The organism is Alcaligenes nematophilus (assembly GCF_026344155.1).
GTDB lineage: Bacteria > Pseudomonadota > Gammaproteobacteria > Burkholderiales > Burkholderiaceae_B > Alcaligenes > Alcaligenes phenolicus.
Genome location: NZ_JAPKMZ010000001.1, coordinates 745,076 through 765,542 on the forward strand (window position 1 = coordinate 745,076; position 20,467 = coordinate 765,542).

The 20,467-nt window shown below is 57.3% G+C and carries 23 protein-coding genes; 14 read left to right on the top strand and 9 right to left on the bottom strand.

Annotated elements, in window-relative coordinates; all coding sequences use genetic code 11:
• The 3 genes from OSH04_RS03550 to OSH04_RS03560 form a co-directional block, all read right to left on the bottom strand.
• On the bottom strand, positions 1-1,071 hold the full coding sequence (locus OSH04_RS03550; protein ID WP_009456162.1) for a tartrate dehydrogenase: 1,071 nt from the start codon (positions 1,069-1,071) through the stop codon (positions 1-3).
• Between the two features lie 128 nt (positions 1,072-1,199).
• On the bottom strand, positions 1,200-2,138 hold the full coding sequence (locus tag OSH04_RS03555; protein ID WP_083053296.1) for a 2-hydroxyacid dehydrogenase: 939 nt from the start codon (positions 2,136-2,138) through the stop codon (positions 1,200-1,202).
• A complete protein-coding gene (locus OSH04_RS03560) occupies positions 2,138-3,640 on the bottom strand; it encodes a helicase HerA-like domain-containing protein (protein ID WP_060186915.1) in 1,503 nt (500 codons plus the stop codon). Before OSH04_RS03560 ends, OSH04_RS03555 begins: the two co-directional genes overlap by 1 nt.
• A gap of 139 nt (positions 3,641-3,779) precedes the next feature.
• Between OSH04_RS03560 and OSH04_RS03565 the strand changes: the two genes are divergently transcribed.
• The 10 genes from OSH04_RS03565 (at position 3,780) to OSH04_RS03610 (ending at position 11,126) form a co-directional block, all read left to right on the top strand.
• Positions 3,780-4,511 carry a YebC/PmpR family DNA-binding transcriptional regulator gene (locus OSH04_RS03565; RefSeq protein ID WP_026483044.1) on the top strand — a complete coding sequence of 244 codons (732 nt, stop codon included), beginning with the start codon at positions 3,780-3,782 and terminating at the stop codon, positions 4,509-4,511.
• Between the two features lie 47 nt (positions 4,512-4,558).
• Positions 4,559-5,848, top strand: a complete 1,290-nt coding sequence (purD, locus tag OSH04_RS03570) for a phosphoribosylamine--glycine ligase (RefSeq protein WP_022983309.1) — start codon at positions 4,559-4,561, stop codon at positions 5,846-5,848.
• A 21-nt stretch (positions 5,849-5,869) separates the two neighbouring features.
• The gene (hemF, locus tag OSH04_RS03575; protein WP_266107950.1) at positions 5,870-6,775 is read left to right on the top strand and encodes an oxygen-dependent coproporphyrinogen oxidase; all 906 of its coding nucleotides are present in this window, start codon (positions 5,870-5,872) and stop codon (positions 6,773-6,775) included.
• Positions 6,766-7,383, top strand: coding sequence for a nicotinate (nicotinamide) nucleotide adenylyltransferase (gene nadD / locus OSH04_RS03580; protein ID WP_266107951.1), 618 nt, complete (start codon positions 6,766-6,768; stop codon positions 7,381-7,383). Before hemF ends, nadD begins: the two co-directional genes overlap by 10 nt.
• A gap of 8 nt (positions 7,384-7,391) precedes the next feature.
• On the top strand, positions 7,392-7,796 hold the full coding sequence (gene rsfS, locus OSH04_RS03585; protein WP_009456142.1) for a ribosome silencing factor: 405 nt from the start codon (positions 7,392-7,394) through the stop codon (positions 7,794-7,796).
• A 73-nt stretch (positions 7,797-7,869) separates the two neighbouring features.
• Positions 7,870-8,340, top strand: a complete 471-nt coding sequence (gene rlmH, locus OSH04_RS03590; RefSeq protein ID WP_247966626.1) for a 23S rRNA (pseudouridine(1915)-N(3))-methyltransferase RlmH — start codon at positions 7,870-7,872, stop codon at positions 8,338-8,340.
• Positions 8,341-8,364: 24 nt separating this feature from the next.
• Positions 8,365-8,976, top strand: coding sequence for a Maf family protein (locus OSH04_RS03595; protein ID WP_266107952.1), 612 nt, complete (start codon positions 8,365-8,367; stop codon positions 8,974-8,976).
• Positions 8,977-9,126: 150 nt separating this feature from the next.
• Positions 9,127-9,900 (top strand): thiol:disulfide interchange protein DsbG, encoded by a 774-nt coding sequence (gene dsbG / locus OSH04_RS03600; RefSeq protein WP_257112108.1) that lies wholly within the window; start codon positions 9,127-9,129, stop codon positions 9,898-9,900.
• Between the two features lie 21 nt (positions 9,901-9,921).
• Positions 9,922-10,224 (top strand): DsrE family protein, encoded by a 303-nt coding sequence (locus OSH04_RS03605; protein WP_257112110.1) that lies wholly within the window; start codon positions 9,922-9,924, stop codon positions 10,222-10,224.
• Between the two features lie 131 nt (positions 10,225-10,355).
• Positions 10,356-11,126, top strand: coding sequence for a MipA/OmpV family protein (locus OSH04_RS03610; RefSeq protein ID WP_009456452.1), 771 nt, complete (start codon positions 10,356-10,358; stop codon positions 11,124-11,126).
• Positions 11,127-11,133: 7 nt separating this feature from the next.
• Here the strand turns inward: OSH04_RS03610 and OSH04_RS03615 are convergent, their stop codons facing one another.
• The 6 genes from OSH04_RS03615 to OSH04_RS03640 all read right to left on the bottom strand — a co-directional run bounded on the left by OSH04_RS03615 (position 11,134) and on the right by OSH04_RS03640 (position 16,385).
• Positions 11,134-11,511 (bottom strand): SUI1 family translation initiation factor, encoded by a 378-nt coding sequence (locus tag OSH04_RS03615; protein WP_137430170.1) that lies wholly within the window; start codon positions 11,509-11,511, stop codon positions 11,134-11,136.
• Positions 11,512-11,730: 219 nt separating this feature from the next.
• On the bottom strand, positions 11,731-13,185 hold the full coding sequence (locus tag OSH04_RS03620; protein WP_137430169.1) for a YdgA family protein: 1,455 nt from the start codon (positions 13,183-13,185) through the stop codon (positions 11,731-11,733).
• A gap of 78 nt (positions 13,186-13,263) precedes the next feature.
• Positions 13,264-14,139 (bottom strand): NAD(P)-dependent oxidoreductase, encoded by an 876-nt coding sequence (locus OSH04_RS03625; protein ID WP_083053291.1) that lies wholly within the window; start codon positions 14,137-14,139, stop codon positions 13,264-13,266.
• 117 nt (positions 14,140-14,256) lie between these two features.
• Positions 14,257-14,904 (bottom strand): maleylacetoacetate isomerase, encoded by a 648-nt coding sequence (gene maiA / locus OSH04_RS03630; protein ID WP_009456458.1) that lies wholly within the window; start codon positions 14,902-14,904, stop codon positions 14,257-14,259.
• A gap of 33 nt (positions 14,905-14,937) precedes the next feature.
• A complete protein-coding gene (ispH, locus tag OSH04_RS03635; RefSeq protein WP_009456459.1) occupies positions 14,938-15,909 on the bottom strand; it encodes a 4-hydroxy-3-methylbut-2-enyl diphosphate reductase in 972 nt (323 codons plus the stop codon).
• A complete protein-coding gene (locus OSH04_RS03640) occupies positions 15,909-16,385 on the bottom strand; it encodes an FKBP-type peptidyl-prolyl cis-trans isomerase (protein WP_230940668.1) in 477 nt (158 codons plus the stop codon). The genes ispH and OSH04_RS03640 overlap by 1 nt, the downstream gene beginning before the upstream one ends.
• A gap of 49 nt (positions 16,386-16,434) precedes the next feature.
• Here OSH04_RS03640 and radC point away from each other — a divergent pair, with 49 nt between their 5' ends.
• The 4 genes from radC (at position 16,435) to OSH04_RS03660 (ending at position 20,448) form a co-directional block, all read left to right on the top strand.
• Positions 16,435-17,106 (top strand): RadC family protein, encoded by a 672-nt coding sequence (radC, locus tag OSH04_RS03645; protein ID WP_035272558.1) that lies wholly within the window; start codon positions 16,435-16,437, stop codon positions 17,104-17,106.
• 93 nt (positions 17,107-17,199) lie between these two features.
• On the top strand, positions 17,200-18,042 hold the full coding sequence (locus OSH04_RS03650; protein WP_009456462.1) for a MurR/RpiR family transcriptional regulator: 843 nt from the start codon (positions 17,200-17,202) through the stop codon (positions 18,040-18,042).
• Between the two features lie 271 nt (positions 18,043-18,313).
• Complete coding sequence (locus tag OSH04_RS03655; RefSeq protein WP_266107953.1) at positions 18,314-19,732, top strand: MFS transporter; 1,419 nt, start codon at positions 18,314-18,316, stop codon at positions 19,730-19,732.
• Positions 19,733-19,770: 38 nt separating this feature from the next.
• The gene (locus OSH04_RS03660; protein ID WP_035272554.1) at positions 19,771-20,448 is read left to right on the top strand and encodes an aspartate/glutamate racemase family protein; all 678 of its coding nucleotides are present in this window, start codon (positions 19,771-19,773) and stop codon (positions 20,446-20,448) included.
• Positions 20,449-20,467 lie beyond the last annotated feature (19 nt).

The following is a 20,467-nucleotide window of genomic DNA, read 5'->3' on the forward strand; positions in this document are numbered from 1 at the left end:
TTAAGCCATCGCTTCCAACACTTGGGCGATCGCCTCGCCTACTTGTGTTGTGCTGGCCTGACCACCCAAATCAGGGGTACGTGGGCCATTGGCCAGAACCTGCTCAATGGCTTGCACTACTTCGGCGGCTGCCTGGGGGTAGCCCAGGAAATCCAGCATCAAGGCACCACTCCAGATCTGACCGACCGGGTTGGCAATGCCCTTGCCATAAATATCCGGAGCCGAGCCGTGCACGGGCTCAAACAAGGAGGGGAATACGCGTTCGGGGTTCAGGTTGGCCGACGGTGCAATGCCGATGGTGCCGGTACATGCCGGGCCCAGATCGGACAAGATATCGCCAAACAGGTTGGAAGCTACAACAACATCAAACCAGTCCGGGTGCTGCACAAAGTGTGCACACAGAATATCGATGTGATACTTGTCCCATTTCACATCCGGGTATTGCTCGCCCATGGCGGCCACGCGGGAATCCCACCAGGGCATGGAAATCGAAATACCGTTGGACTTGGTCGCAGCAGTCACGTGTTTACCGCGTTTTTTAGCCAGTTCAAAAGCGAACTTCAAGACTCGGTCCGTACCCGTGCGGGTAAAGACACTTTCCTGAATCACCACTTCGCGCTGCGTGCCTTCAAACATGATGCCGCCGCTATTGGAGTATTCACCTTCGGTGTTCTCGCGCACGATAAAGAAATCGATATCACCGGGCTCACGACCTGCCAGTGGCGAACGCACACCAGGCATCAAACGCACAGGACGCAAGTTGATGTATTGATCAAATTCACGACGGAACTTGAACAGAGATTCCCACAGCGAAACGTGGTCGGGAACCAGATCAGGCCAGCCCATGGCGCCAAAGAAAATGGCCTCGGTATCCATTAATTGGGCTTTCCAGTCCGAAGGCATCATGGTGCCGTGCTTCTGGTAGTAGTCCGAGCTCCAGTCCAGCACTTTCCAATCGAAATTGATGGCGTGACGGCGAGCGGCCACTTCCAGAATACGCAGCCCTTCTGGCATGACTTCCTTGCCGATCCCATCTCCCGCGATCACGGCAATACGATGAACTTTACTCATTCCTCTTTCCTTGTGGTTTTACATGGCCTCCACGGCCTTATTCTGAAAAGACGCTGCTCTGTTCACAAAACAGCAATTAGCCTGCCAGCTTCCACGGTGCCGGCAGGCTAGTCCAAATCGGTTCAGGATTAATAGCCCTGACTGTGATTCACCCGACCAGTCGCAGGCTTGCCTTGCTGCAAAAGCTCGATGCGCGAGCCAATTTGCTCCAATGCCAATTCACGAACGGTGATACCCGAAATATGAGGCGTAACCATCACAGAAGGAATACCCCAATACGGATGATCGGCTGGCAACGGCTCCTGGGTAAAGGCATCCAGCAAAGCGCCTGACAGATGACCGCTCTTCAGGGCGTCCAGCACATCGGCATCGACCAAGTGGCCACCGCGAGCGACGTTGATCAAATAGCCACCAGGCTGCAAATTCGACAATACGTCGCGGTTGATCAAACCTTCTGTTTGCGGAGTCAGTGGTAAGGCGTTGACCAGGATACGGCTGGCAGAGACGCACTCTTTCAAGCCCTCTTCACCGGCATAGCAAGGGAAGTCCGCCTCGTGCAGACGACGCGACCAACCATGTACGGGATAGCCCAGACTGGCGATGACCTTGGCAATCTTGCTGCCAATCGCGCCCAGCCCCAGCACAGCGACTGGCCATTGGCGGCGGTCGATCGGGCGGTAGGCTTTCCACTTTCCTTCACGCGCCTGTTCCTCGTAGGGCTGAAAACGGCCTACCGCACGCAGCACGCCATACAAGGCATATTCGGCCATTTGCTCGGCCATGCCCGCATCTTCCAAGCGGTACAAAGGCATCTCGGCCGGGATGGTCCCTGCGACGGCATCCACACCCGCCCCCAGATTGAAGGTGGCGCGCAAATGGGGTTCTTGCTTGAACAAGGCCGCATCCGGCTGCCAGACGATGGCGTAGGTCGCCCCGGTGCTGGGCTGACCCGCTACAAACTCATCAACTTTCCAATCGGGATAGGCTTTGCGGAATTCATCCGCCCAACGTGTTGTTTCTGATGGCCTTGTGGTGGCAACAATTAAATGAGGCAGTTGTGTGGGCATTAACGTTTCCCTCCAAATAAAGAACCCAATACCCCACGCAGCACTTTGGTGGCAGCCCGTTTGGTCTCGGTTTTGATCATGCTTTGCACCAAGCCGTCCTTCTTGCCACCACGCGGCCCGGTTGATCCAAACAGAAAGTCATTCACAACGCCCATCAGGCCGTCGTCCTTGCCAGCCGCCGCTCCCGGCTGCGTGGCACCCGCGGCACCATTGGCAGCCGCATCAGCCGCTTTTTTGGCCAGCACCTCGTAGGCGGATTCACGGTCAATTGCCTGGTCGTACTTCAAGCCAAACAAGGACGCCTGTCGTACCGTTTGCCGCTCCGCATCGGTAGCGGGCCCAATTCGGCTGCCCGGGGCCACCAGCCAAGCACGCTCGGTAGGCGTGGGAATCCCCTTGGCATCCAGCATGGACACCAGGGCCTCGCCCACACCCAATTCGGTAATGGCCGCTTCAATATCCAGACCGGGATTGGGGCGCATGGTTTGCGCTGCTGTCTTGACGGCTTTCTGATCACGCGGTGTAAAGGCGCGCAAGGCGTGCTGTACTCGATTACCCAGCTGACCCAGAACGGTATCGGGAATATCCAGCGGGTTTTGTGTCACGAAATAAATACCCACACCTTTGGAGCGGATCAGACGCACAACCTGCTCGACTTTTTCCAGCAAGGCCTTTGGTGCACCTGTAAACAATAAGTGGGCTTCGTCAAAGAAGAAAACCAGACGCGGTTTGTCCAGATCGCCCACTTCCGGCAGGCGCTCGTACAGATCGGCCAGCATCCACAGCAGGAAGACCGCATACAAGCGGGGGGACTGCATCAGCTTGTCGGCTGCCAGCACATTGATCATGCCGCGCCCGGCCGAGTCGGTACGAATCCAGTCCATCACATCCAGCGCCGGTTCACCAAAGAAGCGATCCGCCCCCTGCGTTTCCAGGCGCAGCAAGGCGCGTTGGATTGCCCCCACACTGGCTGCCGCAATATTGCCATACTGATTGCGCAGCTCGGCGGCACGATCCGATACGTTTTGCAGCACGGCGCGCAAATCTTTCAGATCCAGAATCAGCTGACCTTCATCGTCCGCCAAGCGAAAGACAATATTCAGAATCCCTTCCTGGGTGTCGTTCAACTCCAGGATCTGGGACAGCAGCAAGGGCCCCATATCGGAAATCGTGGCGCGGACCGGATGACCCTGCTCGCCAAAAATATCCCAGAAGGTGACCGGGTTTGCACCCCAGGCTGGCTCGGGCAGGCCCAGCTTTTGCAGACGCTCCTGCAACTTGGGATTGGGCTGGGCGGCCTGGGAGATCCCGCTCAAGTCGCCTTTGGCGTCGGCCAGAAAAACCGGCGTTCCCAGACGGGAAAAGGCTTCGGCCAGTACCTGCAAGGTGACGGTTTTCCCCGTCCCTGTGGCCCCCGTAATACAACCATGCCGATTGGCCAGCGCAGGCAACAGGTAAATGGGAGTATCGCTATTCTGAGCAAGCAAAATTGGATCAGCCATGATTGTTTGTTCTCTTCCGGATAGAATGCCAAGTGCCTAGATTCTAGCGACTTTCGCCCAAGCTCGGGCCTTGTCGCGCAGACAGGTTAAAATAGATCTGTTTTTCTTTGAACGTAGTCTACTGAATTGGTAATACTTTATGGCCGGACATAGTAAATGGGCGAATATTCAGCACCGTAAAGGTCGTCAAGACGCAAAACGGGGCAAACTTTGGACCAAGATCATTCGTGAGGTCACCGTGGCCGCACGTGCCGGTGGCCCTGACCCCGAGTCCAACCCACGTTTGCGCATGGCCTGGGACAAAGCAACCGCTGCCAATATGCCCAAAGACAACATTTTGCGCGCCATCCAGCGCGGCGCAGGCGGTGCAGACGATGCCAACTACGAAGAAATTCGCTACGAAGGCTACGGTATTAACGGCGCAGCCGTGATTGTGGACTGCATGACCGACAACCGTCAGCGTACGGTCTCGGATGTGCGTCACGCCTTTACAAAAAATGGCGGCAATCTGGGTCTGGACGGCTCGGTCGTGTTTCAATTCCGCCACTGCGGTCAGTTTCTGTTCGCTCCAGGCACTTCGGAAGACACGATTATGGAAATCGGCCTGGAAGCCGGTGCCGACGATATCGTGACCGATGAAGAAGGCCTGATCGAAGTGCTGTGCGCTCCTACGGACTACCCGGCTGTACAGGCCGCATTCCAGGCTGCTGGCCTGACGCCTGAAGTAGAAGGCGTGGTCATGAAAGCCCTGAACGAGACCGAACTGAGCGGCGACGATGCCGTCAAAATGCAAAAACTTCTGGACGCACTGGAAGGCCTGGACGATGTCCAAGAGGTCTACACCACCGCCGTCATGGACGAAGCCGAATAAGCTATTTCTGAAAACTCCTCTTTGCGGGCCCTGCCCGACTCATCACTATGAAGCTACTTGTTGTCGGCAGCGGCGGCCGTGAACACGCCTTGGCATGGCGCCTGGCCCAATCTGCACGTGTGCAGACTGTCTACGTTGCCCCGGGCAATGGCGGTACCGCGCGTGCCGAACGTATTGAAAACCTGGCCATCACCGATATCCAGGAACTGATTGCCTTTGTGAAGCAAGAAAAAATTGCCTTCACCGTCGTCGGCCCGGAAGCACCGCTGGCCGCAGGCATTGTGGACGCCTTCCGTGCGGCCGGTCTGAAAATCTTTGGTCCCACTCAGGCTGCCGCACAGCTGGAAAGCTCCAAGGACTACGCCAAAGCCTTCATGGTGCGCCACAACATCCCAACGGCAGCCTACGCGACCTTTACCGATCCGGACGCCGCCAAGGACTACATCCGTCAGCAAGGTGCTCCCATTGTGGTCAAGGCCGATGGCCTGGCCGCTGGCAAGGGCGTGATTGTGGCAACCACGCTGGAAGAAGCGCTGGGTGCCATTGACGATATTCTGGGCGATGGCCGCTTTGGTGCCGCCGGTGCCCGCGTGGTCGTGGAAGAATGCCTGACCGGCGAAGAAGCCAGCTTCATCGTGATGTGCGACGGCAAGAATGTGCTGCCCATGGCCACCAGCCAGGACCACAAACGCCTGAAAGACGGCGATCAGGGCCCGAACACGGGCGGCATGGGTGCTTACTCCCCCGCCCCTATCGTCAGCCCCACGCTGCATAACCGCATCATGCGCGAAGTCATTCACCCCACCATGCAAGGCATGGCCAAGGAAGGCTTGCCCTACTCCGGCTTTCTGTACGCTGGCGTGATGATTGACGATGGCCCGGACGCCACCCGCCCCATCAAGGTGCTGGAATTCAACTGCCGCATGGGCGACCCTGAAACCCAGCCCATCATGATGCGCATCAAGAGCGATCTGACCGAAACCTTCGAACTGGCTCTGGCCGGCAAGCTGGACGAAGCCACCATCGAATGGGATCGTCGCACCGCCATTGGCGTGGTACTGGCCGCGGCCAATTACCCCGAAGAGCCTCGTACTGGTGATGCCATCACGCAATTTGCGAAAGACACCGACGAGTGCATCACCTTCCATGCAGGCACGCAGATGAAAGACGGCACCGTGGTCACCACAGGTGGTCGTGTATTGTGTGTCACCGCCATGGCCGACTCCATTCGTCGCGCTCAGGAAGCCGCCTACGAGGCCATTTCCCAAACGCATTTCGACGGCAAGCAATTTCGCACCGATATCGGCTGGCGCGCTCTGCCCAGCAGTGAATCCTGATTGTCGCAGCAAGGTCTTTTCATGTCTTTACCCATTGATACCGTCCAGGCTTATTTCCGTCAGTTGCAAAGCCACATCGTGGACACTCTTGAGCAGCTGGATGGCACGCCTTTCGAGTCGGACCAGTGGGATCGTCCAGAAGGCGGCGGTGGTTTGTCCCGCCTGCTGGAGAACGGCCCTGTTTTTGAACGGGCTGCCGTTCTGTTCAGCCATGTCAAAGGCCACACCCTGCCTCCGTCGGCCAGCGCCCACCGCCCCGAACTGGCTGGACGCCCCTGGGAAGCCATGGGTGTTTCGCTGGTGATTCACCCGCGCAATCCCTTTGTGCCCACCACTCATATGAATGTGCGCATGTTTGTGGCCCAGGCCCAAACAGCGGATCAAGAGGATGTGTTCTGGTTTGGCGGCGGTCTGGACTTGACGCCCTACTACCTGCACGAAGACGATGCCCGCCATTTCCATCAGGTATGCCACGATGCTCTGGCCCCACACGGTGCGGATTACTACCCGCGCTACAAGCGCTGGTGCGACGAATATTTTTATCTGAAGCACCGCAACGAAACCCGTGGCATTGGTGGCATTTTCTACGACGACCTGAACGAGCCCGGCTTTGACGCCAGCTTTGCCCTGACCCGCTCCGTGGGCAATTCCTTTACCGATGCCTATGCGCCTATCGTGCGTGCCCGCATGGATCAGGAATACACCCAGGCGCATCGAGACTTTCAGGCCATTCGTCGCGGCCGCTATGTCGAATTCAATCTGGTCTTTGACCGTGGCACCCTGTTTGGCCTGCAATCGGGTGGCCGTACGGAATCCATCCTGCTGTCCATGCCACCCCAGGCGAACTGGCGCTACAACTGGTCGCCTGAACCCGGCACGCCAGAAGCGGCCCTGGCGCAATATCTGGTGCCTCGCGAATGGATTTAAAGCGTGTCGGGCTCCTGGGTGGCAGTTTCGACCCCATCCATAAAGCTCATGTGGCGCTGGCGCTTGCCGCGTTCAAGCAACTGCAGCTGGACCAGGTTCAGTTGCTGCCCGCTGCCCAGCCCTGGCAACGCGACGCCTTGGGTGCCAGTACCCAGGATCGTCTGGCCATGGCCGAGCTGGCTGCCCGAAGCCATCCCGGCTTGCAGGTCAACCCCGTAGAGATCGAGCGCGGTGGCCCAACCTACACCATCGACACGGTGCGCAGCTTGCCCGCCGGGTCGCGCTACTACTGGATTTTAGGCAGCGACCAACTGCATAATTTTTGCAGCTGGAACGATTGGCAAGAAATTCTTGAATACGTCGAACTGGCTGTTGCCCAGCGCCCCGGCAGTCCTTTGGAGACGCCCATAGCCTTGCAGCAGGAACTGAGTCGACTTCAGCGCCGTTTGCATCAGATCGACTTTCTGCCCATGGACATCTCGGCCACCCAGATTCGGGAGCGAGTGCAGCGCGGTGACAACATCACCACCCTGGTCCCGGAAGAAGTCGCTCAATACATTGACAAAAAACGGCTCTATCTTTCCCACCCACAGGCGCGCCCTGTATAGTTCTTTTTATGAATATAGAAACACTTCAACGACTCGTCATCGATGCCCTCGAGGACGTCAAAGCTCAAGACATCAAGGTCTTTAGCACTACCCACATGACCGGCCTGTTCGATCGTGTGGTCATCGCCAGTGGTACCTCCAACCGGCAAACCCGCGCTCTGGCCCAGAGCGTGTTTGACAAGGCACGCCAAAACAAGGTCGAAGTCCTGGCCCATGAAGGCGAAGACACCGGCGAATGGGTGTTGCTGGATTTGGGTGACATCGTGGTGCATTGCATGCAGCCGGCCATCCGCCAGTACTACAACCTGGAAGAACTTTGGGGCGAGCGCCCTGTCGAAGTGGAACTGCTGCCGCAATCGCGTCAAGTTCCACCGGCTGGCTTTTTTGCCAGCGCCGACGAAGACGAAGACTAAACCCTTCCTCTGTCCTGTCGGCAATACCCGGGCCGCAGCTTACGATGCGGCCTTTTTTCTTTTACGACATTCCATGAAACTCATTGTCATCGCGGTAGGTCAGCGCATGCCCGACTGGGTGGAACAAGGCTGGCAGGAATATGCACGCCGCATGCCCCAGGACTGCGCCATCGAGCTACGCGAAATCAAGGCCGAGCCACGTACCAGCGGCAAGACGCCTGCCCAGATGATGCAGGCCGAGGCCAAACGCATTGAAGCGGCCATTCCCGCCCAGGCGATGCGTATCGCTCTGGACGAACGCGGCAAGGATCTGACCACCGTCAAGCTGGCTCAGGAGCTGGAACGTTGGCGCAACAGCGGTCAGGATATTGCCATTCTGGTCGGTGGCCCGGACGGGCTGGATGCAGCACTCAAGCAAAGCTGCCACGGCATGCTGCGTCTGTCCTCCCTGACCCTGCCCCACCCCTTGGTCCGCATCTTTCTGGCCGAGCAACTGTATCGCGCCTGGTCCGTCATGACCGGGCATCCTTATCACCGCGCCTGAACCTTCTTTTAGCCCTGGTTTCTTATGCCTTTTCAGCCCATCTATCTGGCCTCTGCCAGTCCACGTCGCCACGATCTGCTCAACAGCATCCAGATCACTCATGAAGTCCTGCATGTGCCCAGCCCTCCGGGCGAGGATGAGCCGCGTCTGGAACAGGAAGCGGTGCTGGATTATGTCCGTCGCACGGCCCGCGACAAGCTGTTGCGCGCCCTGGAATGGCGAACACAGGAAAGCAGTCTGGATCAGGAGCGCGCCATTTTGAGTGCCGACACCACTGTCTGCATGGACGAGACCATTTTTGGCAAACCTGCTGATCTGGCCGATGCCGCACGCATCTTGCGCGAGCTCTCGGGCCGCCGTCACAAAGTGATGACCGCCTTGTCCCTGGGCGTAGGTGGTGTGGAGTTTGAAAGTATCAGCGTCAGCGAAGTCAGCTTCAAAACTCTGAACGAACAAGAAATCGCGGAATACTGCGCCAGCGGCGAGCCTATGGGCAAAGCCGGAGCCTATGGCATTCAAGGTCTGGGCGGCGCTTTTATCAGCCACTTGAGTGGCAGTTATACCGGTGTGATGGGCTTGCCCGTTCACGAAACCTACCGCTTGCTGGAACTGGCCAATCTGAAGATCCGCGCTTAAAGATCGGCCAACGCAGAGAAACAGCCTGATCAGAACAGGAATGGGGAACTATCCGCACCCGGCCTAGTCCCATTCTTTTATTCAATTTGGATCTTAGTATATATTTTCTGGATATATACATTCACCGACTGTTTTGCAGGATGAACCACCATGCCGCTTTCCTCTTTTTCGATCCGTCTTGCCTTGGCCGGTTTGCTGTGCGCCAGCACCGTCGTCCAAGCCGCCGACCGCCCCGCTGCCCTGAAGGCCCTGGAAGAACAAGGGCTGTCCATTGTGGGCGAGTTTGATGCTCCCGGTGGCCTGAAAGCCTGGGGTGCGTATAGCGGGAATCGCGCATTGGCCATCTATAACCTGCCCGATGGGCAGCACATGATGGTGGGCACCATGATCGATGCCAAGGGTGAAGAGGTACGCCCAGCCGGTCTGGACGAGCTGGTGCAACCCGCCATTGCCAAGGACATGTTGGGCAAACTGGAAAAATCCCGCTGGATCAAGGACGGCGACGACAAGGCCCCACGCGTGGTCTACGTTTTTACCGACCCGAATTGCCCTTACTGCATGCAGTTCTGGCAAATGGCTCGTCCCTGGGTTGAGTCCGGCAAAGTACAGCTGCGCCACGTCATGGTGGGCATTCTGGCCCCCAGCAGCAGCCTGAAATCGGCCGCCATCCTGGCTGCCAAGGATCCCACCAAGGCCTTGAACGAGCACTCTTTGGCCATGTTGAAAGATCGCAGTGCCGGTGTGAAAGGCCTGGACAGTGTGCCCAGCGATATTGAAGCCGATCTGACCCGTAATGAAGATCTGATGATGGGCTGGGATTTGCGTGCCACCCCCGCCATGGTCTGGCAAGATGAGCAAGGCCGCATTCAAATGCAGACTGGTGCTTCACCCGACATTGCCGAACGCGTTTTTGGCCCACGCTAATTTCAAGCAGGACATTTATTCATGAGTACTCGTGTTCTCTTGCATGCCCCCACCGCCGATGCCCTGGAGCGTGCCCGCAGCAATGCGCGCAACTTGCTCAAGGACATACCAGATGCCCAGATTCGCATCATCGCCAATGCGCAGGCCGTTAAAGCCTGCGTAGAAGGCGCGGAACACGATTGCGACGCCTACACCTACCTGTGCCCCAACACACTGCGCAATCAGTCCCTCAGTGCGCCAGAACGCTTCCAAACCCTGGAGCAAGGGGCCATCACCGCCCTGGTGAAACTACAGGCAGAAAACTGGATTTACATTCGGGCCTGATGGGGTGTAGGGCCAGAACAACAGACCATACTGGCCGGTCATGATTCTGCCTGCCCCCGTCCAAACCTTGATACGATAGCTAGGCTCGCGACAAGCGGGCCTGTTTTTACCCGTATCACAAGGAATCTGTCATGCCCACCCTCGTCCGTTCTGCTCTGCGTCCCTGCCTTTTACTGGCTTTATGTGCATTAGGAACCAGTCAGGCACTTGCACAGCAAACTACCGTGGGTGTCGGTGTTGGTTTTGCCCCCAAGTACGAAGGGGCTGACAGCTACGATGGCCGTTTCTACCCTCTGCTCTCGCACCGTAACGGCCACTTCTTCCTGGCCCCCAAAGCAGGCATGCCTGCCATCGGTCTGCAAACCAATCTGACAGACAACTGGACTATCGGTACTTACGCCGCTCTGGCCCGTGCCCGTAAATCCGGTGATGCCGACCGCCTGTACGGAACTGATGATATTGATCGTCACGGCAATCTGGGTGTATTTACTGCTTACCAACTGGGCAATGCCAAGATTGAAGGCAGCTACTACCAGGCACTGAAAAGCGGTTATGGCGCCACGGCCGTTCTGGATTTGAGCTACCGCCTCTGGAACGATCAGGACAGCAGCTTCTCGCTGGGTGCCGAATTGAAATGGTCCAACGAAAAAGCCATGCGCACCTATTTTGGCGTGAAGTCGCATGAAGCTGCTGGCAGCAATGGACAACTGCGCACCTACCGCCCTGACGCTGGTTTGCGCTCTTATGCTTTGTACGGCCAGTACACCCACAAGATCAGCGAAAGCTGGTCCCTGCAAGGTCTGCTGGGCGTAAACACCTTGGGTGAAGAAGCCAAAGACAGCCCGCTAGTCGAGAAGAAAAGCAGCGTCTTTGGCGGCGTAGGCTTGGGCTACAGCTTCTAAATTCCTGTCAGGGTCTGCCGACCCGCTTGACCGTCAAGCCGTTGTGTTCCAGGCGAGCCTGCACAACGGCTCGATGATCGCCCTGAATCTCCAGCGTTCCCTCTTTCAGCGTCCCGCCCGCTCCACAGGCGTTCTTCAGTTCCTTGACCAGCGCCTTGAGCTGCTCCTCGGGCATCACCAGGCCCGTCACCACGGTCACTCCCTTCCCTTTTCGCCCTTTGGTTTCCAGACTCAAGCGCACCGGCCCCTGAGTCTGAGACAGGCTTTGCTCGCGCCGATTTTCCTCGCAACGACATTGCTTTTGTGGCTGCCCGCAATCAGGACACATACGCCCTTGTTCCGTGCTGTACACCAGCCGAGACAGCTGATCCGATAAGCTGGCCATAAAATCTGGCTCCCTTCGCTGATTAAATAAAAAAGGCCCCCACGCTGCGCCTTCGGCTTGCTGCCCCCCCAAGGGGGCGTTTTTACCTTGGGACGGCCCGGCGGTAAAATAGGCCCCCACGCTGCGCCTTTGACTTGCGCTCCACCTTGGAGCCGCCCGGCAGTAAAAAAAAGCCCACCGAACTTCGGTGGGCTTTACGCTGGACCAGGCCCAGACGAATTACATCATGCCCATCAGGACCAGACCAAGCAATTGCTCGGAAGTGAAACGCTGGCCGTTGATGTCGAACACGCGATCCTTGCCGTCGTACTTGATGGCCGTGGAAATGCCGTTCTCGTCATTCTTGACCATATTGGATTCAGCGTAAGGAGCGACAGCCGCATCCAGAATCATGTCCAGCATGGCAGCATTGCCTTCTTCAGGCGACAGGCCTTCAGCCTTGTCCATCTCGGCAGCCAGGCCACGCAGCATGGGCTTGGAAATCAGAACATCCAGCTGAGCAGCAGGAATGGCTTCAATCCACATTTCAGGGCTGGTTTGCAGCTCTTGCAAAGTCGCATTGGGCTTTTGGAAGTCCATACGCAGTGTGGCTTTGGACTCGCCAGCGGCGGTGTACCAACGCAGAGGCTCAACACGCAGCACAGGTTTGTGCTCCAGCGCCTGCAGCACCAGTTCCATCATCTTCTGAGCCGTTGGGCCATCTACCGAGTCCATATCGTTTTGCAGATTGGAATCGGAAATCAGCTTGGACAGGGCGGAGATTGCAGGTGCGTAAACACGGTCAAAGTTCATCGACAGCTCAACCGAACCCAGCTTGACCTTGTCTTCAAACACCAGATCAGTCAGCGCGTAAACAACCTTGGTATCACTGACGGAGTCTTTGGTGACCGCATCGGAATTGATGGCGATCTGCTTGAAGGTGATGCCATCGGTCTCGGCAGATTGCATCTTGACGTCATCGACGCTCAGCTTGCCGACCTGGGTGCCGCTGACATTGATGTCTCCGTCTTGCTTGAAGTCCACCACGAAGTTGGAGGCTTCCAGCTTCAAGGGATCTGCGCTGATGTCATCAACAAACAGCTTGGGGAAGCTGCCGGTCACAACAATATCTTTGCTCTTGCCACCGGCTTTGGTGCGCAATTGACCGCCGCTGAAGTCTACTTTGACTTCGTCGCCTTGGTGCTTGATGGCTTCAAAATGCACATTGGAGTCCACGGCACCGTCAAAACCGACCAGGCTGTCCGCCCACAAAGGGGTCTTGTCGCCCGTCAGCTTGTACCAGCCTTCGGTGTCTTTAGTCTTGACCAAAGTGCTGTGCGACAAGGCGGCAACAGGGGTGAAGTTGCCCAGAGCCATTGCCGACATAGGCAGCGGGCCATGGCTGATCTTGTCATCAAAAGTCAGCTCCAGAGGCTTCTCTTCAGCGTCGGAAGGCTTGATGGTGATGGTGTAACGAGCAGTAGAGGAAAATACGCCACGTTGGTAGTCCACCACGTTCATGACGACCGACTCGCTCATGCCCATTTGCTGCATCTGCTCGGCAGCCAGGGTATTGAACTGGGCCACTTTCTCACCCACCAGCGCTTCAGTTTTCTTACCGGTGTACCAGGTCGAACCGCCGTATGCGGCCGCTAACACGACAACCAGTGTGACCAGCCCTGTACTTTTCTTCATGACTTCCCTTTTGTAGACCTACAGTCCCAACTTCAAATAGCCGACATAATACCGAAACTAAGTTTGACTGATGGTAGTTTATTCCCCGTAATTGTAACTATTCACATGCGTAATGCGAGCGACATCGTCTGCGCCCAAGCCCAGACGATGGGCCGCACGATAGGTTTGCTGGGCTGCATGAGCCACTGGCATGCTGGTGTGACTGGCACTGGCCAGCTCCGCCACGGTATTCAAATCCTTCAACATGGTATCGACCGACGCTTTTACTTGATTGTCGGGCGTAGTCATGCGCGGCACGAACAATTGCAGCAAAACCGAATCGGCCCAACCGCCCCCCAGGGCCTCACTGATTTTGGAGGCGTCCACGCCATTGTCATTGGCCAGGCTCAAGGCCTCGGCGATAGCGGTCAAGGTGGTGGCCACAATAGTCTGATTGCATAACTTTGTTACTTGGCCGGCCCCTACCGCCCCCATCAAGGTGACGCGCTGCGAATACGCGGCCAGCACCGGACGAACACGATCCAGCTGCGCCGCCTGCCCGCCCGCCATGATGGCCAGCGTGCCTTGTTCTGCTCCGCCCACACCACCGGATACCGGAGCATCCAGCCAATGAGCCCCGCAACGTTGCTGCAATTGGGCAGCCATCTCGCGTGTGGCCTGTGGAGGAATCGAGGAATGGTCCACCACAATCCGCAAGGCTCCCTGCACCGACGCCAGGCCCTGCTCGCCCAGGACCGTGTCGTGCACCGCCTGTGCATCGAAGACGCACAGGAACACGGCTTCGCACTGCTCGGCCATTTGCGCCGGGGTATCGCACCAGTGAGCACCGGCTTCGATCAGGGCTTGCCCCTTGTCCTTGGAACGATTCCAGATACGAACCTGATGACCGGCATTCAACAAGCGGCGCACCATAGGCTGACCCATACGGCCCAAACCACAAAAACCAATATTCATGTCTCGTCCTTTACGCCCCCAACATCATCCAGCCAATTGAAACGGGGCAAGAAAAACCCGCCTGTCAGGCGGGTGAAGTCTGGTCGGCCCAACAAGGGACCGCCCTTATGCTGATACTCAAGCCGCGTCGGGCTGGCGGTCGGGGGCCGCTTCCTGAAAGGCAGACAGCTCCAGACATTTTTCCTCCACAGCCAAGAGGCGTGGAAATGTGCTGAGATCAATGTCAAAACGACGGGCATTGAACATTTGGGGAATCAGGCAGATTTCGGCAAGACCAGGAGTATCGCCAAAAATAAAATCATGATCTTTTTTGCCATGGCGCTGCACCAAGGCTTCCAGGCCTTCCAACCCTACGCTGACCCAATGGCGATACCATTGATTGCGAGCATCTTCCTGGGCGTGCAGCTCGTTTTTCAAATACTGCAACACGCGCAGATTATTCAGCGGATGAATATCGCAAGCCACGGTTTGGGCCATGGAACGTGCCCAGGCCCGCTCTGCCGACGCTTTAGGCAACAAAGGCAGTTCAGGATAGCGTTCGTCCAGATATTCCAGGATGGCCAGGGACTGCGTGATGATCAGACCATCATCATCCAAAGCGGGCAGCAGTTGCACGGGATTGACCTGCACATAATCGGGCTGATGCTGCTGACCACCATCCTTGAGCAGGTGTACAGGCTTGATCTGGTAGTCCAGACCCTTGAGGTTCAGACCAATCCGCACCCGGTAAGCAGCGGAACTGCGAAAGTAGCTATACAGAATCATCTTGTCTCCTGTCCACCCTGCAAAAATCGTTTTTTATTTGTTCAGGCTTTCAATCTTGCGCGACAGCTCTCGGGGCAGCGGGAAGGCAATGTTTTCTTCCACACCATCCAGGGCCCGCACTTTACCTACGCCCAGTTCCTGCAAGCGCTGAATCACCTGATTCACCAGAACTTCCGGTGCCGACGCGCCGGCCGTCACCCCCACGCGCTTTTTACCGACCAGCCAGGCCGGATCAATCATTTCCGGTTTATCCAGCAGATAGGCTTCAGCCCCCTTGCGCTCGGCGACTTCGCGTAAACGATTGGAGTTGGAGCTATTGGTACTGCCCACCACCAGGACCAGATCACACTGTGGAGCCATGATCTTGACCGCATCCTGACGGTTCTGTGTGGCATAACAGATATCGCTTTTCTTGGGTTCCACAATATTGGGGAAGCGCTCGCGCAAGGCTTGGGCCACAACTGCCGCATCGTCCACGGACAAGGTGGTTTGCGTCACAAAGGCCAGCTTGTCGGGATCGGCCACTTTCAGGTTGGCGACGTCCTCGGGCGTTTCCACCAGGTACATGCCGCCATCAGCCTGCCCCAGCGTACCCTCGACTTCAGGGTGTCCGACGTGACCAATCATGATGATTTCCCGGCCTTCGGCGCGCATGCGAGAGACCTCGATATGCACTTTGGTCACCAGCGGACACGTGGCGTCAAAGACTTTCAGGCCACGCTTTTCGGCATCGTCACGTACCTGACGCGATACGCCGTGAGCCGAAAAAATAACGATTGCACCCGAGGGAGCCTCGTCCAGCTCTTTAATAAAGATCGCCCCTTTATTGCGCAGGTCTTCCACCACGTAACGGTTATGGACGATTTCATGGCGCACGTAGATTGGTGCACCGTGCAATTCCAAAGCGCGTTCGACAATATCAATCGCGCGATCGACCCCTGCACAGAATCCACGGGGCTGGGCCAGAACAACCTCAGCGTTCTGAACGGGAGTAGCTTGACTCATTACAGAATCCCCAAAATATGAACATCCAGGCGCAAAGCCACACCGGCCAAAGGATGGTTGAAATCGAACAAGGCGGTCTTGTCGTCGATTTCCTTGAGCACGCCCGAATAGCGACTGCCATTAGGGGCGGCAAACTCCACCATATCACCGGGCACGAATTCCGCGCCTTCGGCGGCGTTGCTGGCCAGCATTTCGCGAGTGATGCGCTGCAAGAGGTCCGGATTACGGGCGCCGTATGCATCCTCGGGAGTAATGTCGAGCTGAAAGCGCTCGTCTTCACGGTGACCCAGCAGTTTCTCTTCCATACCGGGGGCCCACTGACCATTGCCCAGTTGCAAGGTCGCCGGGCGGCCCGTAAAGGTATCCGCAAATACAGAGCCTGCCGCCGGGCCACTGGCCAGCTCTATACGATAGTGCAAAGTCAGGTAGGAATCCTGACGGACAATTCCAAGCTCGGAACTAGCAGAGTTACTCACGATCGCTCACTATAGAAAATCATTCAATTACCGCATTTTAGCGTTTCTTATGGCCACATCCACTTTACGCCGCCAAGGGCCCCGTGAGCGCATGTTGGCGCACGGCCCTGCCTGTCTGAGCACCCCGGAACTGCTGGGCATTGTCCTGCGCACCGGTACACGCGGGCGCAATGCTGTCGAGCTGGGCCAGATGTTGCTGGACCATTTTAACGGACTCAAAGGATTATTATCGGCTGATGCATCTGCCCTGCGCCAACTGGACGGAATCGGGCCGGCCAAATGTGCGGAACTGTTGGTTATCCGGGAACTGCAACGCCGCTGTGCCCTGGAATCACTCACGGACTTGCCGGTGCTGAACCAGGCGGACAAGGTGCGCGAATATTGTCTGGCCCATATTGGACATTTACCTGTGGAGCATTGCCTGGCCCTGTTTCTGGACAATCAGCTACGACTGATCTGCGCCGAGGAGATCAGCCGGGGCACAGTCAACCAGGCTTCAGTCTACCCACGGGAGATTTTGCGCGCCGCCCTGCGTCACCACAGCTGTGCCATTATTCTGGCGCACAATCACCCTTCCGGTGCCGCCTATCCCAGCGTCTCCGATATCCGGCTGACCCGGCACATTCGTCAGGCACTGGCTTTGGTCGATATACGCTTGCTGGACCACATTATTGTCACGCCCAGCCAGACTGTCTCCATGGCCGAGCGCGGAGATCTATAGACGGTTCAGGGCGGTGAATGCCACCTTATTTTTGATACAGTTCCATGAGCTTCCCCGTAAAATCCAGAACACACTACAAGAGTACGGAGCGCCATGTCTGATCCCGCCGTCAAGTCCTTTGTTGGACGCGTACGTGACATTCTTCACGATCTATCCCCATCAGAGCGACGTCTGGCGGAATTTGCCCTGGACTTTCCGGGCGACCTGGCCGGTTACACCGCCTCGGAGCTGGCCTCCCTGGCCAATGTGTCCAATGCGACGGTCACCCGCTTTATTCGACGCCTGGGCTACAGCAATTACGAGGCCGCCCGCAAACAAGTGCGCTCCGAAAAGAAAGCAGGTTCACCCCTGTTGCTGGCAGCCACTGAAACAGAAGCCGAGCGCTCGCTGGCCACACACTTGCAGCAAAGTCAGAACAACCTGGCCGCTACCTATAGACGCATCCCCGACTCGTTACTGAAAGAAATCGCCCAGGCCATTCTGGGTGCGCGCAAAGTATGGGTTCTCGGGTTTCGATCCAGCCATGCCCTGGCCAATTACTTTCGCTGGCAGTTGCTGCAAATCGTCCCTGAGGCTCAACTGATTCCCGGCCCTGGCGAGACCATGGGGGAACATCTGGCAGGCATACACGCTGACGATGTCGTGGTGATTTTTGCCCTGCGTCGCCGGGTGCGCAATATGGATCAGCTGATTGGGCAGATGGCGCAGCTGAACCCGAATGTGTTGCACATCACTGACCAGCTCAGCCCGGAGAAAAGTGCTTGTCGCTGGACTCTGCGCTGTGATGTCCAATCGCCTGGTGTGCTGGATAACCACGTGGCGGTGATCGGGCTGTGCCATCTGATCCTGAGCCAGGTGATGGATCAGGCCGGTCCTGCCGGGCGTCGTCATCTAGGTCTGGTGGAGGCTTTCCATGACAGCTTTCTGGAGCTGTAAACCGCTACTCTCGTATTGCAGGCCCATATCAGGCACTCCGTAGACAAGCCAGCCTAGAAGTTTCATGGCTGGAATCAGATAAGGATCATACGCAAACGGCGATGATCCTTTTTTTTATTAAAAATCCTTGTATATCAACGCCCTGCTCCGACAATCTGCAGACACTGCAAAATCTTTCTCGTTTACCCTAGTTTTGAAAATATTTTTTCATACCAATAATGATTGAAAAAATAATGCTGGGCTCATACACGCCCTGAAACGAGGAGAAACCATGTCTAGCAAGCAGCAAACCTTGCCAGCCGATACCGGGCAGGCACAGGCCAGTTCTACGGCCAACAATCACACGGTTCAGCAGCAACTGGAAAACTCGCTGGAAACCATAGGCGTCACCAACTCGCACCGCAAAGTGCTGGCCCTGATTTTGCTGGGCGTCCTGTTTGACGTACTCGAGCAAAATGCCGTGGGCCTGGTCGGCCCGCTGCTGCAGGAACACTGGGGGCTGACGCCTCGTGATGTCGGGTTTCTGAACACCCTGACCTTCGCTGCCGCCGCCCTGGGACGTTTGCTGTCCGGCTATATCGCCGACCACTACGGTCGCCGTGTCATGCTGACCATCAATCTGGCCCTGTTCACGCTGGGCGCCCTGATCTGCGCCCTGGCCCCCAGCTACTGGGTACTGGGCCTGGGTCGCATGATTGTGGGTTTTGGGCTGGGTGGCGAGATCTCGATTGCCGTCACCATGCTGGCCGAGTTCTGCTCCTCGCGCTTTCGCGGCACGGCTGTCGGCACGATCAACGTCGCAGGTGGCGGTCTGGGCAATATGCTGGCCCCGGCCTTCGGCTTGCTGGTCTTCACCCTCTTTCCCGGCCCAGAAAGCTGGCGCTGGGTGTTTGGCCTGCTGGTCATGCCTGCCTTCATGGTGCTGTTTTACCGTCGCTACATTCCTGAAACGCCCCGTTTCCTGGTGTCGCAAGGGCGTATCGACGAGGCCAATCAGGTTTTGAATATTCTGGCCTCGGGCAAGCTGGGCCGTCACGTTGCCAATCCCTATCCTTATTTGCACAGCGGCCCGCAGGCACAAAAAGCAGAGCGGGTGCGTTTGAACGAGATTTTTCAAGGTCCGCTGGCCATGCGCACCCTGGTAACCGGCATTGCCGTGTGCATGACCTATGGCGCACAGCTGACGGTTCTGACCCTGATGCCTACCCTGCTGGTGGAGCAAGGCTATTCTTTGGTGAAAAGCTATACCTTCACGATCCTGATGCAGTCGGGCAGCCTGCTGGGTGCCTTGACCGCCTCTTACCTGGGCTCCCGCGTGCCTCGCAAGCGCGTCTTCACCTACGGAGCGTTACTGGCTTGCGCCAGCGGTCTGGCCTTTGGCTTCCTGAGTTTCAATATCTACCTGGTGCTGCTGTTCGGTGCTGCTTTCCAGTTCTGCGTGCTGCTGCTGAACACCACGATCTGGATTTTCTCCCCCGAACTGTATCCCACCCGCGTCCGCGCCTTTGGCACCGCCTTCATTCTGGCGCTGGGCACCCTGGCGGGCGCATTTATCCCTACGCTTAGCGGCTGGGTGCTGGAAGGCTACGGTGTAGCCGGCATGTTCACCTTGATGGCGGGCATGTACATCACCTTTGCCGCTGTCCTGCAGTTGGCGCCCGAAACCTTTGGTCGCCCCCTGGATACCTGATTCACTTAAAAAGCCGCCTTGCTGCGGCCCTTGTATTTATGTCTCATACCGTACTGCTCATCAACCCCAATACTTCCCGTCCCACCACGGACATGATGGTGGCGCTTGCCCAGGCTTGTTTCCAGAGCCTGCAGCGCCGCGACATCCAGGTCCGGGGGCTGACCGCCCCTGAGGGACCGGGCATGTTGACCGAAATGGAAGAACTGGAGCAGGCCGCCGCCATATCCAGGCACCCGCAGGTGCTAGCCCAGGCGCAAGACGTTGACGGCGTCATCGTCGGCGCTTTTGGAGATCCCGGCCTGCAAGCCCTGACTGAACGCCTCACGGTTCCGGTCATCGGCATCGGTCAGGCCTCCATGATGCTGGCTGCCCGAGCCGGCACGCCTTTTGGCATTGCCACCACCACCCCCGGTCTGGAGCAATCCATTCTGGATCAAGTACAGCGCTATGGCTGGAGCGAACAATTCTCCGGCCTGCGCCTGACCCCTACCGCCCCACTGGATCTGGCCCAGGCCCCTGATCGTCAGGATCAGGAACTGGCCGATAGCGTCGCGGCATGTATCGAACAGGACGGTGCCCGCGCCGTCATCATCGGCGGCGGCCCACTGGCCCAAAGCGCCCAGGCCCTGCAAAGCAGGCTGGCTGTGCCGGTGATCAATCCCATCATTGCTGCCTGCGAGCTTATGGCCGAGCGCCTGCCCCCAGATCAGCCATAACACGCTGTACCACACAAGG

Excerpts from the sequence above, each read along its gene's own strand:
- OSH04_RS03550 (WP_009456162.1), bottom strand. The coding sequence starts at position 1,071 with ATGAGTAAAGTTCATCGTATTGCCGTGATCGCGGGAGATGGGATCGGC.
- OSH04_RS03555 (WP_083053296.1), bottom strand. The coding sequence starts at position 2,138 with ATGCCCACACAACTGCCTCATTTAATTGTTGCCACCACAAGGCCATCA.
- OSH04_RS03560 (WP_060186915.1), bottom strand. The coding sequence starts at position 3,640 with ATGGCTGATCCAATTTTGCTTGCTCAGAATAGCGATACTCCCATTTAC.
- OSH04_RS03565 (WP_026483044.1), top strand. The coding sequence starts at position 3,780 with ATGGCCGGACATAGTAAATGGGCGAATATTCAGCACCGTAAAGGTCGT.
- purD (WP_022983309.1), top strand. The coding sequence starts at position 4,559 with ATGAAGCTACTTGTTGTCGGCAGCGGCGGCCGTGAACACGCCTTGGCA.
- hemF (WP_266107950.1), top strand. The coding sequence starts at position 5,870 with ATGTCTTTACCCATTGATACCGTCCAGGCTTATTTCCGTCAGTTGCAA.
- nadD (WP_266107951.1), top strand. The coding sequence starts at position 6,766 with ATGGATTTAAAGCGTGTCGGGCTCCTGGGTGGCAGTTTCGACCCCATC.
- rsfS (WP_009456142.1), top strand. The coding sequence starts at position 7,392 with ATGAATATAGAAACACTTCAACGACTCGTCATCGATGCCCTCGAGGAC.
- rlmH (WP_247966626.1), top strand. The coding sequence starts at position 7,870 with ATGAAACTCATTGTCATCGCGGTAGGTCAGCGCATGCCCGACTGGGTG.
- OSH04_RS03595 (WP_266107952.1), top strand. The coding sequence starts at position 8,365 with ATGCCTTTTCAGCCCATCTATCTGGCCTCTGCCAGTCCACGTCGCCAC.
- dsbG (WP_257112108.1), top strand. The coding sequence starts at position 9,127 with ATGCCGCTTTCCTCTTTTTCGATCCGTCTTGCCTTGGCCGGTTTGCTG.
- OSH04_RS03605 (WP_257112110.1), top strand. The coding sequence starts at position 9,922 with ATGAGTACTCGTGTTCTCTTGCATGCCCCCACCGCCGATGCCCTGGAG.
- OSH04_RS03610 (WP_009456452.1), top strand. The coding sequence starts at position 10,356 with ATGCCCACCCTCGTCCGTTCTGCTCTGCGTCCCTGCCTTTTACTGGCT.
- OSH04_RS03615 (WP_137430170.1), bottom strand. The coding sequence starts at position 11,511 with ATGGCCAGCTTATCGGATCAGCTGTCTCGGCTGGTGTACAGCACGGAA.
- OSH04_RS03620 (WP_137430169.1), bottom strand. The coding sequence starts at position 13,185 with ATGAAGAAAAGTACAGGGCTGGTCACACTGGTTGTCGTGTTAGCGGCC.
- OSH04_RS03625 (WP_083053291.1), bottom strand. The coding sequence starts at position 14,139 with ATGAATATTGGTTTTTGTGGTTTGGGCCGTATGGGTCAGCCTATGGTG.
- maiA (WP_009456458.1), bottom strand. The coding sequence starts at position 14,904 with ATGATTCTGTATAGCTACTTTCGCAGTTCCGCTGCTTACCGGGTGCGG.
- ispH (WP_009456459.1), bottom strand. The coding sequence starts at position 15,909 with ATGAGTCAAGCTACTCCCGTTCAGAACGCTGAGGTTGTTCTGGCCCAG.
- radC (WP_035272558.1), top strand. The coding sequence starts at position 16,435 with ATGGCCACATCCACTTTACGCCGCCAAGGGCCCCGTGAGCGCATGTTG.
- OSH04_RS03650 (WP_009456462.1), top strand. The coding sequence starts at position 17,200 with ATGTCTGATCCCGCCGTCAAGTCCTTTGTTGGACGCGTACGTGACATT.
- OSH04_RS03655 (WP_266107953.1), top strand. The coding sequence starts at position 18,314 with ATGTCTAGCAAGCAGCAAACCTTGCCAGCCGATACCGGGCAGGCACAG.
- OSH04_RS03660 (WP_035272554.1), top strand. The coding sequence starts at position 19,771 with ATGTCTCATACCGTACTGCTCATCAACCCCAATACTTCCCGTCCCACC.